Origin of the sequence: Pseudomonas sp. A-RE-19, assembly GCF_019956555.1 — a bacterium.
Classification (GTDB): domain Bacteria; phylum Pseudomonadota; class Gammaproteobacteria; order Pseudomonadales; family Pseudomonadaceae; genus Aquipseudomonas.
Map to the genome: position 1 here is coordinate 161472 of NZ_JAHBDQ010000070.1, position 15860 is coordinate 177331.

Genomic DNA, 15860 nt, shown 5'->3' on the forward strand with positions numbered 1-15860 from the left:
TGGCCCGATTTCTGCCTTTGGCAACTGACCGGTTTGGGCCCAGGCTGTGTGAAAACTCCCGCAATTGTCTAATCTTCTGATCGTCGAGATCGTAGCGGGGGCGATCATGAAGCGATTTATTGAAGGTGAGGCTCGGACGCAAGTCACCTTGCTGCCGGAGTGTCTGGACGATTACGTGGCCGAAGAAAATCCAGTGCGCGTGGTCGATGTTTTCGTCGATGAACTCGACCTGGGCGCACTTGGTTTTGAGGGCGTCGATCCTGCCGCAACTGGTCGTCCGGCCCTATCACCCAGCGGTGTTGCTGAAGATCTATATCTACGGCTATCTCAATCGGATTCAGTCCAGCCGCCGACTTGAGCGTGAGGCCGAGCGCAACGTCGAGTTGATGTGGCTAACGGGGCGTTTGGCTCCGGACTTCAAAACCATTGCCGACTTTCGCAAAGACAACGGCAAAGCCATTCGCAGCGTATGCCGCCAGTTCGTAGTTCTTTGTCGCAACCTCAATCTCTTCTCCCAATCGATCATCGCCATCGACGGCAGCAAATTCAAAGCCGTCAATAATCGCGACCGCAACTTCACTCAGGGCAAGGTGAAGGCACGCATGCAGCAGATCGAGCAGAGCATTGATCGATATCTGGCGGCAATGGATTCGGCGGATCGGGCAACCCCCGAGGTGGCCGAGTCCAAAGCAGAGCAGCTTAAAGAAAAGATAGAAACACTGAAAAAGCAGATGCAGAAACTCAAGGAAATCGAGGAGCAGCTCCACGAAAGTCCAGACCAACAGATCTCCCTCACAGACCCAGATGCACGCTCAATGGCTACGAGCGGCCGAGGCACCGGAACGGTTGGCTACAACGTACAAACAGCTGTCGACGACAAACACCATCTGATCGTTGCCCATGAGGTGATCAACGTTGGTAATGATCGTGGGCAACTGAGCAATATGGCGAACCAAGCGCGTGAAGAAATCGAGGCTGAGTCGCTAACGGTGGTGGCCGACCGAGGCTATTACAAAGGACTGGAAATCCTCGCTTGCGAGCAAGCAGGCATCACTACCTTCGTACCGAAACCCCTCACATCTGGCAGCAAAGCCGAAGGCCGATTTGGTAAGCAGGACTTCATCTATCTTGCGGCGTCGGACGAGTATCGATGCCCTGCGGGGCAGTTACTAACCAGGCGGCATTCGTCGATGGAAGACGGCATGTTATTGCATTGTTACTACTTCTCGGGCTGTCAGTCCTGCTCAATGCAAAAGCAATGTACGACGGGTAAGGAGCGCCGTGTGAAACGCTGGGAACATGAGGCTGTAGTCGATGCGATGCAAGTTCGGCTAGAACATGATCCAGCGATGATGAGGGTTCGTCGACAGACCGTTGAACATCCTTTTGGAGCGCTCAAGTTCTGGATGGGAAGTACCCACTTCCTGACCAAAACCCTGCCTAGAGTGAGCACTGAGATGAGCCTTCATGTGCTCGCCTACAACCTCAAACGAATGATGAGCATCTTCGGCATCGCAGGACTGCTTGATGCGATCAGGGCGTGAGCCCAGCCGCTTGGCCCGCCAGTTAGAAGCCGATTGGGCCGCTGCCGCGGCCCAAACGGCATTACGGACGTCTATGTCACTGACTAAGCTAATTCGCGCTTCCGCCCGCTGATTCCATAGGCAACCTTCGCGACCCTTAGTTTTCGAGGTGTTTAGCGCGTTTTCACACAGCCTGGACCCAAAGCGGAAGTAGCCGGCTTGGGAAGCAGACATTCAACGTCTGGCCTAACCCGGCGCTACGCGGCTTCATTGCCCGGCGTCCATATTGATCGATACGTTAAGCCCCAGGCTTTAGATGCGCCTAAGTGTCAGCGAGCGGTATTAATTTAATGAAAACTACCTAATCTGTCGCCCGAACATCGCGATGGACTTCGTGCGATTTCGCAACATGACTCAGTTTCTTGATCTAACGTTTCATAGATACGCCGGAAATTGGCGCTCATCCTTTACATTTGTCAGTGTGTTTTTGAGATGCTTTTGTCTTTTTCATACTTTCAAGGGAGTCCCATGAAAACCTCATATTTCGTAGCAGCGACAATCCTCGCCGCAGGCTTGTCTGCCATCGCATCTCACGCCAACTCACAGACACTCAAAAAAGTTGCCGATAGTAACAAAATCACCGTGTCTTACCGCGAGGCATCGGTACCCTTCAGCTACTTGATTAGTCCCACCAAAGCCGTGGGTTTCTCTGTCGATTTAACCGATGCCATCGTTGATGATGTGCGCAGGAAGCTCAAGAAGCCGAATCTAGAAGTGGCTTACATTCCTGTGTCTTCGCAAACCCGCATTCCGTTGTTGGTCAACGGCACCTACGATCTGGAGTGCGGATCCACCACCAACAACGCTGCGCGGGGCAACGACGTGGCTTTTGCAATTAGCCATTTCTACACCGGCACGCGCCTATTGACTAAGAAGACCTCCGGCATAAAGAACTACGCCGATCTCGCAAAGAAGACTGTCGCCAGCACCGTCGGCAGCACGAACGAGAAGGTCCTCCGCAAATACAGTGCCGACAACAATCTAGACGTACAGGTCGTCTTGGGCAAAGACTATGACGACTCCTTGGCGCTGGTTGAAAATGATCGTGCCGTGGCGTTTGCCATGGACGATATCCTGCTGTTTGGCCTCATGGCGAACTCCAAAAATCCCGACTCGCTCGAAGTCGTGGGTGATGCGTTGCAAGTCGAACCCTACGGCTGCATGCTTCGCAAAGATGATCCTGAATTCAAGGAATTGGTCGATGGCACCATAACCCGTCTCATGACGTCAGGCGAATTCGAAAGGCTATACACCAAGTGGTTTCAATCACCGATTCCTCCAAAAGGAATGAATCTGAACATGCCGATGAGCGAACAGCTCAAAGCCAATCTCAAGGCGCGCAGTGACAAACCAGCGCTGTAAAGCTTGACGAATACCTGAGCAAACGACACAAAAGTCCGACTTAACTCGGTCATTGCGAGCAGCTGCCGGTTCCGAATCGCATCGGGTCGGTACTCACGCTCGTTGAGAGGCGGAAGGCCCTCGACTGAAGACAGTCGATCGTTTCATCATGGCTGATTTATCGATCATCGATCTAATGGAGTCGAACCTAAAAGGGGTTCCAGACGCAAAGCCAAAATTATTTGGCTTTCCTTTTAAAACAAAGAGTTGGCTCCATTCACTTAATTGAGTACAAAACCGGGCGGTTGCGTACTCTCATACATTTCAAGTATTCGAAACTTAGCAATGTAATTTTCGGACACGTCAATAATTTCATGCATCCATTCCGGACGGAATTATCTGAGCCTTGCGGCTAGACCGCCTTTAAGCAACGCCTAGTACTACTTGAGTGGGTGCGAACGTCTTCTTTGAAGCGAAAGCACCAATGTTTGGAATTGGCCGATTTCTGCCTGTGGCAACTGACCGGTTTGGGTCGATTCCGGGACGGTCGCGATCGATTGCCCAAAGCCGACTTTGTTTTCTAAAGTTACAACCCGCGCCGGCGCTTTACCCTGCCTCCCTCACCAAGCATGATGGACCGCTCGCACCAGCGCCAAAGGTGCCGGATATTCGTGGTGAAAAGGAACTGCAGTTGAACGAACAGACATTGTCCATGCGCCTGGAGCGTGTGGCGGCGCATATGCCAGCAGGTGCGCGCCTGGCCGATATCGGCTCGGATCACGGCTACCTGCCGGTGGCGTTGATGCGTCGTGGCGCCATCGCGATGGCGGTGGCCGGCGAGGTGGCATTGACGCCGTTCCGCTCGGCCGAACGCACCGTGAGCGAGAACGGCCTGGACCAGCGGATCACCGTGCGCCTGGCCAATGGCCTGGCGGCGATCGAGCCGGGAGACGGGATCACGGCGATCAGCATCTGTGGCATGGGCGGCGAGACGATCCGCGACATTCTCGACAGCGGCAAGGCACGCCTGAGCGGCCAGGAACGCCTGATCCTGCAGCCCAACGGCGGCGAGCAGCCATTGCGCCAATGGCTGATGGAAAATGGCTACCGCATCCTCTGCGAGGAAGTGCTGCGGGAAAACCGTTTCGACTACGAAATCATTGTCGCCGAGCGCGCCGGGCCGGTGATGTATACCCCCGAGGAGCTGTACTTCGGCCCGCTGCAGATGCAGGCACGCAGTCCGGCGTTCCTGTCCAAGTGGCAGCGCAGGCTGCGCCAGAAGCACAAGACCCTGGCCAACTTCGCCCGGGCGCGGCAGGCCGTTCCCGAAGAGAAGGTGCAAGACATCGCCCGGCAGGCCCGGTGGATCACCGAACTGCTGGCTTGAGCACGATAAAGGTGGTCTGTCGCTTCCTGCGATTATCCTGGGGGCGCTGGGTTCGGGGCTACGCTAAAGCTACGCGGGTCGTCGATCAATTGTGACCCACTGTTCGCGCTGTCCCAGGAGCGCCAATGTCGCCCATCACCACGCGCCTGGTGGCGCTGTTTGTTCTTTGCCTGACGCTTGAAGTGCCAGCCCAGACCAACGTCTGTCCGGCTGGCGAGAAACAAGTGTGCCTGGACGGCTGCATCTGCCTGCCAGACGTAGGGCAGCTGCCGGATGGCATCTACCAGATCGCTGCACCTGCCCTGGCGCTATGGCTGACCCAAGCCTGCGATGAAGCAGTCAACGCCGGCGTCCAACCCATTCCACCGCACATCCGGGAGCAACTGCTGCGGTGGTACGACTCCAGCGTCCTCGATACCGCGCGCTACAAAGTTAGCGACAATGGCCAATTCAGCGCCGCCACTGCCATGCTGCAAAACCCAGATGTCGGCGCCGTGACGCTGATCGACATCATCCTCTTCCGGGACGCTCAAACCGCAGAACAGAACATCGCGCTCTGGGCTCACGAATTAAAGCATGTGCAGCAGTATCAGGAATGGGGAGTAGAAGGGTTTGCCCAGCGCTATACACACGACTTCAATGCTGTAGAGGCGCCGGCTTATGCCATACAGGCTGAGGTCAGACGGTTGGTGCGGGAAGGGACTTACTGAAGAAATTGTGAATCTGCCCGTCGCAAGGGGTGCATTTGACCCTTTGCGGACGTTAAAAAATGTCTATTACGGGGCGTTTCAAGTAACTCATCCATCATTAGCCGACTAGGTTTCACCCTTTGAACTCAAGGATTTCGAGGAGGCTCTGTCTGGGCCACGCTGACTCTTAGCGCTCTGGCTACCTGGGTTTGAATCTCGTAGGCAGGTGCCTCAACGGTTGTGTAATCACGGGTATAGCGAGTGGCAAACTCGCGAACGCCCAATTGCAGGTACTGCTGCACGTGTTTCAACTCATGCGCCCATAGCGCGACATTGTTAAGTGCATCATCGGGACTGCGAAAGACGATGATGTCTATAAGGGTGACCGCAGTTACATCGGGATTCTGCAGCATGGTGTGTGCGGCGTTCAGCTCCCCATCATCGCCTACCTTGTAGCGAGCCGAATCGAGCACTTGGATGTCATAGTAGGGTTCGAGCTGGGCTCGGATATTCAGCGGGATTGTCCGAATATCGCCAGTTGCCGCGGTATTGCGCGATTGCACAATCCAACTCTGCAATCCAGAGGCCGCCATTTGGTTCATGTTTTCGAAAATCTCCCCGGTTTCCTCTTTGGAGCCTGGAGCACAGAAACAAGCGACCATGCAGACTTGGTACTGTCCTTCCGGGCAGGCGAAAACAGCGGACGAAGTGCCGACGGAAAAGAGCGGTATCGCAAACCGGAAAATTTGACGCAAAAAAACAGTTAACAATGGGTTCTCCCAAAGGCAATGGTGGTCGGCAAACGATACTTTGCATCTCGCGCGCGTTGTCATGCCAGGTGTTGGACCGTTGCGACTACCGTTCGATTCCCTGAGTTCCACAACTTTTTCAGGCCACCTCCAGCATTGCCTGAAAGGCCGCGCCTGGCCGGAAAGCGACGGTCTAACTGCTACCGTCGCAGTGGAAGTCAGACTTCCGTCTGTTCCGCCATTTCAAGAGCATCATCGACCTCGATTTCCAGGTACCTGACGGTGCTTTCAAGTTTCGTATGACCACGTGGGAGTTGGACAGGTTCGTCGTAGCGTGTGAGTGCCGTACAAGGCTGGTTCAAGGCCAATGGCCGCCCACCCCAAGCGGGAACTTCAAGGTACTTGCCAGGTCAATTGCGGCCCTGTATCGGAGATGCCGAGCAGCGCTGTGGCCTGTTTTACGGCAGTGCCTTCCTAGATCAGCCGAGTCCGCCTCCTGATGCCAACCAAGAGTTTTCTGCCGGGTCTCATCTTGGCGTTCTGCGCCGTCGCGTCGCTTTGTTCGGTTGCTGCCGAGCGAAGTGTGCCCTCGCAAAGTAACAGCGCATCAACCACCCTGATCGAAACCGCCTCGCGGCAGTATGAGAATGGCCAGTTGGACCAAGCCGCTGCCACGCTGGAGCGTGCCCTGCATATCCAGCCTAACAATCCCGCGACGCTGCATTACCTCGGTGTGTTGCGTCTTCAGCAGGGGCAGTACCAGCAGGCTGAAACGTTGGCGGTGCGCTCGAACATGCGGGTTGGTCGCAACGTCGCGTTACGCAACCGCAACTTCCAATTGATCCAGGCGGCGCAGCAGGCCCAGGCTTCGAGTACCCCACCCAATGCCAAAGAGGACCTGATCGCAGTACAGAAGGGGCTGGAAGAGGAGACTCAAAGGCGCCTCGAAGCAGAGACGGCCATTGCTGAACCATCCACTCCGGACACTGGGCGCGACGCTGGCAACTTCGTTCGCGCAAAGGCAGATCGGGTATCGGATTCACCGACGGCCGACAGACCTCGGCCCGAAGGAGAATTGCAAATGGCTTCCGTCGAGCCAGCGCCCGGGTACGATGAGGTTGAGATTCCCCGCGGCCATTGGCCGCCTCCGGGTAGATGCCGAATCTGGTTTCCTGATCGCCCGCCGGGGCATCAGCCCAAACCCGGCAGCTGCAAAAAGCTGCGATATCGGGTTCCGTTAGGGGCCTACTTGGTACATGGTTGAGTTTCTGAGTCCACTTCTGGCCGATTCCCTTAAAAAAGTCGGCCGTGGTTTTTAAGGCAGAAAAGTACGCGTCGGAGATTGAAATCCCGAATGTCCGCAGAGCCTTTCAGGCTGAGACTACGCGTAGAAGCGTGCTGAGGAGGGGCTTTCACCGACCCATCCTACAGCAGCCTGAGAAACCCGACTTTTTCAACAGAATCGGCCGATAGCTGCCTGTTTAAATAGCAGCTATCGACTGTGGATTCACCGGTCGATGCAACACACTGGGTTCTGTGTATGCAGGAGGCGTGTTGCAGGCGGATTGATCCTGTGGCTTGGCACTAGCGACGATAGTAGCGGCGATCGTCCTCGTAGCGGTGCCGCATGGCCCGATCCTCGGGGCGCTCCCAATAACGATGACGTTCGGCTTCTCGGCGGGCTTGCTCTCTGCGCCACTGATCTCTACGCCAGTCGTCTCGGCGCCAATCGTCTCTGCGATCGTGCCAACGGCCGTCATGCCAGTATCGGTCGTCATGGGCCAGCAATGGCCCTGGTTGCTTGCCGGCCATACTGGCCAAGGTCGGCCAAGGGTTGCCGGCAGCCTCGACCGGAGTCTGAGCGGCTGCCACTTCAGTTGCGGAAACAGGGGTTGAGGTCTTCATTTGTGTTGCTGATGCCGAGCCCACTGCCGCGAGCGCGAACAGGCCAAAGAGCACCATCCGTGGATCATGGAATTTCATGAGCGAAGACAACCTCTGATTGACAATTGGACATGTGGCCATCTGGCTGCGGGAAGCCTGCGGGTTCGCGCTTACCGAGCGGATGTGCCTATCCACATAGACCGATAATCAGGTAAAAGTTCTAGAAGGCCGCTGTTTAAATAGCCAATGGCCTCAGTGCTCGGCTCTTTTGAGGTTTGCTATCTCGATGTCCGCTACTGGCCGAGGCTGTGTAAAAACGTTTTTGATCGTAATAGGTGGTTGGATTCGACACAAAAATTGCGCTCCTACGCAAATTTCAGGTCTGCTGAGTTGCCGAGTGCCAGCAATCCTAGAGCTCCACTTTGTTGTTCGCGGACTGCGTCAAAAACTCGGTGATCAGTGATGTAACCTGCTGTTGGATTACCTCGCGCGGGCGAGCATTGTCGCCATCCCCGCAAATGATGCCATCGCCAGGAATGTCCTCTTCGAGCAATGCCACTGCACCTGGTTTGCAAATCGACAAGAAGCTGAAATGGCTGGCGTCACTTATCTCGACATAGCGGCTGGACGCTTGGGGCAGGCGTGTGGCCAGGTTGGCGGACTCCAACTGAGCAGGCAGTTCCACCGATGGTGCGCCGGCAGCGATAACTAGCACCGGCACCGGCAGTGCCGCAAGGCTCTCATCTGTCATCCCGCGCGAGAGTCCCAGGTCCAAAGAAACCACAGCGGTGACGCGTTGATCGCGCAAATCGCCGGCCAGACCAGCCTTTAATGCCGGAGTACTCTCAGGGTTGATCTTTTGATAATTGGTGCAACTGGATAACTGCGGATGGAGTTTGCAGTCACGGGCAAACAGGGCCGGGTCGAAACGAGCGCCGGCGATCTCCATTGCAGTCCAGCCGCCGAGTGAATGGCCCACTACAGCAATTTGACGCTTTGTGACCACGCCAAATTTTTCAGGTTGAGTGGTGACCGCCTCAATGGCCCGATGCAGGTCAATGGGCCGCTGCCATAACTGCGCCGCCGCTTGCGGGCTTCGATCATGGGTCGTGGTGCCGGGGTGGTTGACCGCTGCGACAATGTAACCCTTATGGGCCAATGCACTCGCCAACCAGTTTTGATTATTCCAATTGCCTCTGAATCCATGGGAGAGCACCACCAATGGGTGCTCGCCAGCAGAGGGTGGCGCGTTGCGAACCGCAGAAGCACCGACAAACACCACATCGTCACCGATCAACTGTGGGGTGACGGTCGTTGTACTGGGATACCAGACGACCATCTCCAGCGGACGCTCATTGTATGGGTCCGGCAGGGTGTAGGATTGGAAGCCGACAGAGTTGACGTCAGCGAGAGCGCTGGTCGTCAGACAGGTTAAAAGCAGGGCGCCGAGAGCTGTTTTCAATGGGTTGTCTTCCTTGATTTAGATAGGGTTCAGAACCTGGAACCCACCGATAGCGTGCATCACATCTCGCAAATTATAGAAATCCTGCGCCGTGAGCAGGTGAATCTGCACCGACATTAAAGCCGATACTCCGACTGACATGCATAGTTTTCGTTATCTGCATTGACCGGTCAGCAGCCGGGCTTTCGGGGCAAGTCCGAAGGGCCGCTATCGGCTGTTTTCTGCCTGTCGCGAAGGGCCACAACCGACCACTAGCTGCCAGTCATTTGTGTCTAAAGAATCAGAGACAATTCATAATGCCGTCCACCTCCACTAACTCCTCCAAGATCGACATCCATGCCTGAAGAGTTCGAAGTCCCCAGCCCACACGAGCAACATATTGAGCACACCACCCATCATGCGCATGCACAAGGCGACAGCTTTGCCAGCAAGATTGCGGTGATGACAGCCATCATGGCGACCGTCGGCGCCCTGATGAGCTATCAGGCCGGCTCAACGGAGAATGAGGCGGCCATGGACAAAAACAACGCCGCCATCCAGAAAACCGAAGCCGCCAACGAGTGGAATTACTACCAGGCCAAGTCCAGCCGGCAGAACCTGTCGGATCTGGCAAGCCATCTCCCAGGGCTGGATTCCGCCCATTATGTTGCTGAGGCGCGGCGGTACGGGGAACAGAAGGAGGAGGCGCGCAAGAAGGCTGAAGCATTCGAACAAGGGGCAAGAGAGTGGGACGAGAAGTCAGAGCAGGTGCTGCATCAGCATCACCGCTGGGCCCAGGCAATGACAGCGATTCAAATAGCAATTTCACTGGCGGCCATTACCTTGCTGACGCGTAAGGAATGGCTCAAGCGGATCTCGTTTGGGGCAGCGGGTGTTGGCGTCATGTTGGGTTCGCTGGCTTGGCTGCATATCTAAGCGAGGCGCTCAGAAGTTCACCTGTTGAATACGACCACTAATGGCCGATTGTGTTGAAAAAGTCGGCCATGGTTTGCGCATCAGGAAAGTACGCGTCCGAGATTGAAATCTTTACTTTTAGCAGAGGCATCCGGACTCGTATTTCACGTAGCAGCGTGCAAAAAAGGCATTTACACCAGTCAATGATCAGGCAGTTTTGGTAGACCGACTTTTCCAACAGCATCGGCCGATTACTGCCCTTGACGAGGGGCAAAAACGGCCAATACCGGCCAGTTGGTGACCGGCAGAGTCGACAGAAGGACGAGCCACCAAGACCTGCGGTGACTACGCCCGATCTATTCGCCCGGAGTAGCACCCCTGCTTGGCATTGTGAACGTGAATGTAACTAACCTCTGGATTGGCAAACATCCGAGTGACTACAGGTTCTATTGCTATTCCATCAGCTACGTCGGCGTCGAGCATCATCCCATCATCAGTGAAGGCGCGAAGTGATAGTAGGCGGATTCGCATAGACTCAGGTACCTGATCGACTGCGTCGTAAGCTTGCGTGGCCCACTCCCGTATGAAGATCGCGTGTGAGGCACGGTATGGCGTCTTGGCTGGCTGACAGACATGGTTGAGTAAAAGCACGCTCTGACCTAGCTCCGCATCTTTCATTTCGATACGGTCAGGAAAGCCTGGGCTGCTGTCGACGATGTAACGCTTCATCCCAAGAGATGCCAGCTCTTGGTCGGGCAATCCAAACAGTGACTGGAATGGCTCGGGGGAAAGGCCAGTTATACGGAACGCCATGGTCGAACTCCTATTGGTTTGGAGTCCTATCAGACTGGAACTCGTACAGTACTTACTATCCGATTCTTGCTGCTTTATTCAAGCTGCCGCGACCGGCTGCTTTGGGTCCAGGCTGTGTGAAAACGTCCAGGATAGGGCAATGAGTTGATCCAGACTAAGCCAAAGGTTGGTGACTGGTCACACAGTGGATGCCGCCACCACCTGCGGAGATTCACTGTCCCGAAAACGGCCGTGTCGATTTTTGGAAAAGGTCGAGTGGTTGGGGACTTCATCTTCAAGGCTCAACCGGCAGAACCAGCGATACGCCAGGTTCAAATGGGCCTCTTCGCACAACCGCCGTTCGGAGCGGATGCCATAGCAGTAGCCGACGATCAGCATGCGGATCGTCAGTTCAGGATCAATCGACGGACGCCCAATCGGGCAATAGAAATCGGCGAGGTAATGGCGCAGGTCGCTCAGATCAAGACACCGATCAATGCTGCGCAGAAGGTGATTGGCTGGAATGTGATCTTCAAGGTTGAACGAGTAAAACAGTCGTTCCTGCCCACTCGATAACTGTCCCATCATGCTGCGTGCTTCCCTGCTGGCCAATGCAGAGATATTGCCGCAGGCCAGACAGGGGAGCTACTTTTTCAACAGAATCGACCCATAGCTGTTTGTCAGGCTCTCACATGCATTTACGACTAGAGTTTCACTGCCAACTATTCTGAAGCAACGTCAGAACTCAACCGTGTAACGTCAGGTCTCGAGGTTATTTCGGCCTCAGGGAAACCGGTATGAAAAATCCGCAAGATAAAAACGAATCCGACGCGGATTTAGCTCAGATGGTGATAGGGCTAGGGCCCTGCACCTATCTGTTGGTGCTCTTACTGGGATTGATCCTCCTGTTTCCCTTTCTTGAGGAGGGTTTAATTGCTCGCATGTTGCTCGGCATTTTTTTTTCAACCGTGCTGCTCGTGGGCGCTTTCGCCACCAGGCAGACTCGGCGAGGGGGCATCCTCAAACTGTGCCTGGCGTTGCTAGGGATTGGCCTTCAATGGGCGGCGTTGTGGGCTGAAAGTATCGCGATTCTTGAGCTTGCCGGGATATCTTATGCGGCGTCTCTGGCAGTCTCGTTTAGCGGAGTGCTTCGCTATATTCTCAAGCGCGGGCCAATTACAGCGGACAAGCTGCATGGTGCGCTTGCGGGTTACATCATGCTGGGCTTCGTTTGGTCGTTCGTATATGCCCTGGTCGAGATATCCAGCGCTGGCTCATTCGGCCCTGGCCACTTCGACTTCATACAGCCCGGCAATTTCTTCAAGTTGATCTATTTTAGCCTCACGACGCTCACAACCACCGGTTACGGTGATGTTATCCCGTTGACCAACCACGCCCGCTCGCTGGTGATGGTTGAAGAATTTTCAGGCGTCTTTTACGTGGGTGTTGTGATAGCGCGGCTTGCCGGTCTTTATCCATCGAATCAGATTAAGTGACTCTCGATTCTCCTAAGCCACCTCCGGGCATTAGTGAGCACCAGCATCAGAAAAATGTCTCGCTAATGCATGAATGGAATGTAGCGTAAGCCCCACGTTTCAAAGCCCTCCGCCGAAGCGATATTGCCAGGCGATGCCAATGACATCGTATTCACTGCCCGTGCGAGTATGTCCGCCATAACTCGCATTCAGCTTCACCGAATGGTTCCGGTTCAACGGCAGCGTGAGGGTGCATCCATAACGTGTGTTTTCCTGAAAATCGTGGTTACCGACGCCATCGATTGAAGTACTCCCGCCAGCGAAGTAGGTCGTATCCAGCGCAACCCAAACGCCGTTGCTAAAGGCATAGATAAGATGCCCCTGTACCTGGTAAATCGGGTTCTGGGAAAATGTCTGGTCGCCGAGGAATTCGTCATTGTCGGTGTAAAAGGTTCCCGCGCCGGATAATTCCAAGGTCACTGGCCCCAGACGCTTGGAAATTCCAAGTTCGGGCTTGAATGACCAGCGGTTGTTGCCGAGATTTATCAGCTTGCTCGCGTCGTATTGGCCGAGTGGCGCTGTGATCGCCAGGCTGGCGCCGATAATCACATCCTGTTGATAGCTGGGGAATTCAGCCAAGGACATCGCCGGGGCGCCATATAAGTTGACCGAGAAGCGGAATCTTGGATCGATCAACCCCGTAACATTGCGCTCCTTGGGTTCACCGGCGAACAGGGCAGAGCCAGTCAATCTTGCCTCAGGCACGATGACATCGAACTTCCCGGAGCGACCCCAGACGTCCAGGGATCTGGCAAAGGCAAACACGACAGTCTTGATGTTGAGCTTGGCATCCTGGAGCGGGACTGAAGGGTTGGCCGTCACGTTGCCATGGAGATCGCTGTAGCCCATGAGCAGGAAATTCATGCCGACCGGCGTATTGGCGTAGGTCCTGGGTTCGAGATCCTCTGCGCCTGCACCGGGAGTTACGATGATGAGCGAAGCGGATGCGAACCGAACCAGCCTGACGATGCAGAGTTTGTGTTTCATCCACATTCGCTCGCTTCCTGTCAGGCCCCTGAAGTTCTATGTATTGTTGTAGCGCATCTGCATCCGTTTGGCACAAATAGCGGCAAACAGCACTGTGTGGCCGCACTGGCTGTTTGATCATTCAACCCATTGCAGGCATTGGGTGTTTAAGATTCATGGATCAGCTCTCGGGGGGAATGATCGGGTCCAGACCGGGTTCAGCGGCCAGTTTCAATCGGTCAGCTTTACTAACGTATTTAGACTTGCTTGGCGGTGCCAGTTTGGCACTGGCCTTTTTGGCGTGAGCCTTTAATAACTGCTTTATTTTTTTACGACGATTCATATTTCCTCACCATCAACCTGCACAAATCTTCTAAACGTTCTTTTCCATTGCACGGTAATTTAGTCGTCTGCACAGATCAATGCCGAACCATGACCTATGGAGCCTTCCGTGGATAGACGCAACTGGATTGAGCTGTCCCAGGACGCCGATACCGGGATTGAATCGATTCGTGCCCATTTTCAGGGGCATGCCTACGATCCGCACTGGCATGACAGTTTTCTGGTGGGGGTCACCGAGCAGGGGGTGCAGCAATTCAATTGCCGGCGCGTTCGCCACCTCAGTACGCCGGGCAAGGTATTCATGCTGGAGCCGGGGGAAATCCACGATGGGCATGCGCCGACGGAGGAGGGGTTTACCTATTCCATGCTCTACCTCGATCCGCACTGGCTGGAGCGGGAGTTGCACGCGTTGTTCGAACACGCGCCGACCAACAGTCAGCCGGGTTTTGCCGATACGCTGAGCCAGGATCCGGGCCTGGCCACTGCCATTTTTCAAGCTTTCCACGCGCTCCATGACGGCGACTTGCGCATTGTGCGCCAGAGCGCCATCGACACCTTGTTGGGTTCGCTGACTGGTCACCTTGATTGGCGCAAGCGTCAGGCCTTTGATCCGCGCCTGCCGTTGGTGGCCCAGGTTGCGCGTGATTACTTGCATGCCCATGTCTACGAAGACATCGGGCTGGATGATCTGGCTCAAGCCTGTGGTGTTGATCGCTTTCGTCTGACGCGGGCCTTCAAGGCAGCCTTTGGGTTGGCGCCTCATGCTTATTTGATCCAACTGCGCCTGGCCAAAGCGCGACAGTTGCTGGCGCGGGGGGAGTCGCCGGCGCAGGTGGCCAGTGCTCTCGGGTTCGCCGATCAAAGCCATATGGGGCGCTGGTTCCGCCGTGCCTACCAGCTCACACCCGCGGATTACCGCAAGCGCTGCTCAAACCTTCCAGACTGAATTCCGCTGACTCGCGACCATGGTTTCCTATTTGATCAAGGAGTCCATGCCATGTCTTTTTCGCTGTTGTTTTATATCCCTTCGATGCGACTTCAGGGAGTCTGAGCGATGGAATCGTTGCTGCCTTTCCTGTTGTTTGCATTCGTTGCCTCGATTACTCCGGGACCGACCAATATTCTGGTGTTGAGCCACAGTTCGCGGCGGGGGCTGGGGGCCACGCTGCCTATCATCTTTGGCGCATGCGTGACGGCGGCGCTGATTGTGTTTGCTGTCGGGCTCGGCGTGGGTGAAACACTGCTGCGGTTTCCGCGTGTGCAGCAGGCGATGGCCTGGGCCGGGGTGCTCTGGTTGAGTTGGCTGGCCTGGCAGATCTTTCAAAGCACGCCGCCGTCCCTGGACCCGACCACCGCGCGCGACGAGGGTCTCAGCGTGTTCGGCGCCGCCACCCTGCAATTGGTCAACCCCAAGGTCTGGATGATGGCGGTAGCGGTGGTGAGCGTATTTGTCGGTGGCGGCGACAAGACCCTGCGGCTGGTGGTGTTGTCGCTGATGTTTTTGTTGGTCTCCTTGCCGTGCATGACCCTGTGGGCGTTGCTTGGCGTAGGGAGTGCCCGGGCTTTTGGTTCGCCACAGGCATTCAAACGCATGAACACTGCGCTGGCTTTTTTGCTGCTGGTGTCAGCCTGGTTGACGGTGCTGATGTAGGTCGAACATTGCCTGGGCGGAGGCGACGTAAGTCACAGCTTGCTGTCACTCATCTAAATCAAAAGGCCAAACCGATACTCGTGCTCTGTCCCTTCTTGCCGGGATACAGGTTCGATCAAGAAGCCACACCGTTCGAGTACTTTTGCCGAGCCGACATTTTCTGCGTATACGTTGGCGACCAGTTGTTTGAGGTTCCACTGCAACTGCGCCTCCTGGATCAGATGCCTCACCGCCAGCGTTGCCAGTCCCCGTCCGCAAGCGCGTTGAGCAATTCGATAGCCAACTTCTGCCGACCGCTCGGACGTGTCGATGCCTTTCAGGTTCGCTCGACCCACTATTTTTCCGCCAGCCTCTTCGATGACAAATGGGTGCCAGGTTCCGGCGGCAAAGCCGGATAAATAAGCCGCAATGTGGTCGGCGACGCCCTGTGCGGAGTAAAAAGCGGCATCGCGCGCGTCAATGAAACGCTCGAACCACTCGCGATTGTCCAATTCAAATCTCAGCAACGCCTCAGCATCGGTACTTTGCAGGGTACGAATTCTGACGGGTTTCATAAGGTCGCTTCCCTGGTAGAACTACTTGGTC

Annotated in this window: 15 protein-coding genes and 3 pseudogenes; 9 read left to right on the forward strand and 9 right to left on the reverse strand. The window is 55.4% G+C overall.

Annotation, left to right across the window (positions count from 1 at the left end):
* The first annotated feature begins 106 nt into the window (after positions 1-106).
* The 4 genes and pseudogenes from KGB14_RS26225 (at position 107) to KGB14_RS26240 (ending at position 5021) form a co-directional block, all read left to right on the forward strand.
* Positions 107-1544, forward strand: a pseudogene (locus KGB14_RS26225) (IS1182 family transposase).
* 507 nt (positions 1545-2051) lie between these two features.
* Entirely contained in the window at positions 2052-2945 is an 894-nt protein-coding gene (locus tag KGB14_RS26230; RefSeq protein WP_223490075.1) for a transporter substrate-binding domain-containing protein, read from the forward strand.
* A 670-nt stretch (positions 2946-3615) separates the two neighbouring features.
* Entirely contained in the window at positions 3616-4311 is a 696-nt protein-coding gene (locus KGB14_RS26235; RefSeq protein ID WP_317851054.1) for a tRNA (adenine(22)-N(1))-methyltransferase, read from the forward strand.
* 125 nt (positions 4312-4436) lie between these two features.
* On the forward strand, positions 4437-5021 hold the full coding sequence (locus tag KGB14_RS26240; RefSeq protein ID WP_223490077.1) for a DUF4157 domain-containing protein: 585 nt from the start codon (positions 4437-4439) through the stop codon (positions 5019-5021).
* Between the two features lie 125 nt (positions 5022-5146).
* Here the strand turns inward: KGB14_RS26240 and KGB14_RS26245 are convergent, their stop codons facing one another.
* Both KGB14_RS26245 and KGB14_RS26250 read right to left on the reverse strand, forming a co-directional pair.
* Positions 5147-5770, reverse strand: a complete 624-nt coding sequence (locus tag KGB14_RS26245; RefSeq protein WP_223490079.1) for a DUF4157 domain-containing protein — start codon at positions 5768-5770, stop codon at positions 5147-5149.
* A 197-nt stretch (positions 5771-5967) separates the two neighbouring features.
* Positions 5968-6130: pseudogene (locus KGB14_RS26250) on the reverse strand (integrase); the annotation flags it as partial.
* A gap of 118 nt (positions 6131-6248) precedes the next feature.
* Between KGB14_RS26250 and KGB14_RS26255 the strand changes: the two are divergent.
* Positions 6249-7013, forward strand: coding sequence for a tetratricopeptide repeat protein (locus KGB14_RS26255; RefSeq protein WP_223490081.1), 765 nt, complete (start codon positions 6249-6251; stop codon positions 7011-7013).
* Between the two features lie 320 nt (positions 7014-7333).
* Here KGB14_RS26255 and KGB14_RS26260 read toward each other — a convergent pair whose 3' ends face one another.
* Positions 7334-7732, reverse strand: a complete 399-nt coding sequence (locus KGB14_RS26260; protein WP_223490083.1) for a hypothetical protein — start codon at positions 7730-7732, stop codon at positions 7334-7336.
* A gap of 310 nt (positions 7733-8042) precedes the next feature.
* Complete coding sequence (locus tag KGB14_RS26265; RefSeq protein WP_223490085.1) at positions 8043-9095, reverse strand: alpha/beta hydrolase family protein; 1053 nt, start codon at positions 9093-9095, stop codon at positions 8043-8045.
* Between the two features lie 336 nt (positions 9096-9431).
* Between KGB14_RS26265 and KGB14_RS26270 the strand changes: the two genes are divergently transcribed.
* A complete protein-coding gene (locus KGB14_RS26270; RefSeq protein WP_223490088.1) occupies positions 9432-10010 on the forward strand; it encodes a DUF4337 domain-containing protein in 579 nt (192 codons plus the stop codon).
* Between the two features lie 324 nt (positions 10011-10334).
* Here KGB14_RS26270 and KGB14_RS26275 read toward each other — a convergent pair whose 3' ends face one another.
* Positions 10335-10802, reverse strand: coding sequence for a DUF1203 domain-containing protein (locus tag KGB14_RS26275; RefSeq protein WP_223490090.1), 468 nt, complete (start codon positions 10800-10802; stop codon positions 10335-10337).
* A gap of 210 nt (positions 10803-11012) precedes the next feature.
* A pseudogene (locus tag KGB14_RS26280) lies at positions 11013-11369 on the reverse strand (transposase); the annotation flags it as partial.
* Positions 11370-11578: 209 nt separating this feature from the next.
* Between KGB14_RS26280 and KGB14_RS26285 the strand changes: the two are divergent.
* The gene (locus tag KGB14_RS26285; protein ID WP_223490092.1) at positions 11579-12277 is read left to right on the forward strand and encodes an ion channel; all 699 of its coding nucleotides are present in this window, start codon (positions 11579-11581) and stop codon (positions 12275-12277) included.
* A gap of 99 nt (positions 12278-12376) precedes the next feature.
* On the opposite strand, the gene KGB14_RS26290 is transcribed toward KGB14_RS26285, so the two are convergent.
* Both KGB14_RS26290 and KGB14_RS26295 read right to left on the reverse strand, forming a co-directional pair.
* On the reverse strand, positions 12377-13303 hold the full coding sequence (locus KGB14_RS26290) for a transporter (RefSeq protein ID WP_223490094.1): 927 nt from the start codon (positions 13301-13303) through the stop codon (positions 12377-12379).
* Positions 13304-13463: 160 nt separating this feature from the next.
* Entirely contained in the window at positions 13464-13625 is a 162-nt protein-coding gene (locus KGB14_RS26295; RefSeq protein ID WP_223490096.1) for a DUF2986 domain-containing protein, read from the reverse strand.
* Between the two features lie 108 nt (positions 13626-13733).
* On the opposite strand from KGB14_RS26295, the gene KGB14_RS26300 reads away from it, so the two are divergent.
* Positions 13734-14570: an AraC family transcriptional regulator gene (locus tag KGB14_RS26300; protein WP_223490098.1), complete on the forward strand. Its 837-nt coding sequence runs from the start codon at positions 13734-13736 to the stop codon at positions 14568-14570.
* 108 nt (positions 14571-14678) lie between these two features.
* Positions 14679-15275: a LysE family translocator gene (locus KGB14_RS26305; RefSeq protein ID WP_223490100.1), complete on the forward strand. Its 597-nt coding sequence runs from the start codon at positions 14679-14681 to the stop codon at positions 15273-15275.
* Between the two features lie 53 nt (positions 15276-15328).
* On the opposite strand, the gene KGB14_RS26310 is transcribed toward KGB14_RS26305, so the two are convergent.
* A complete protein-coding gene (locus KGB14_RS26310; RefSeq protein WP_223490102.1) occupies positions 15329-15829 on the reverse strand; it encodes a GNAT family N-acetyltransferase in 501 nt (166 codons plus the stop codon).
* Positions 15830-15860: the final 31 nt, after the last annotated feature.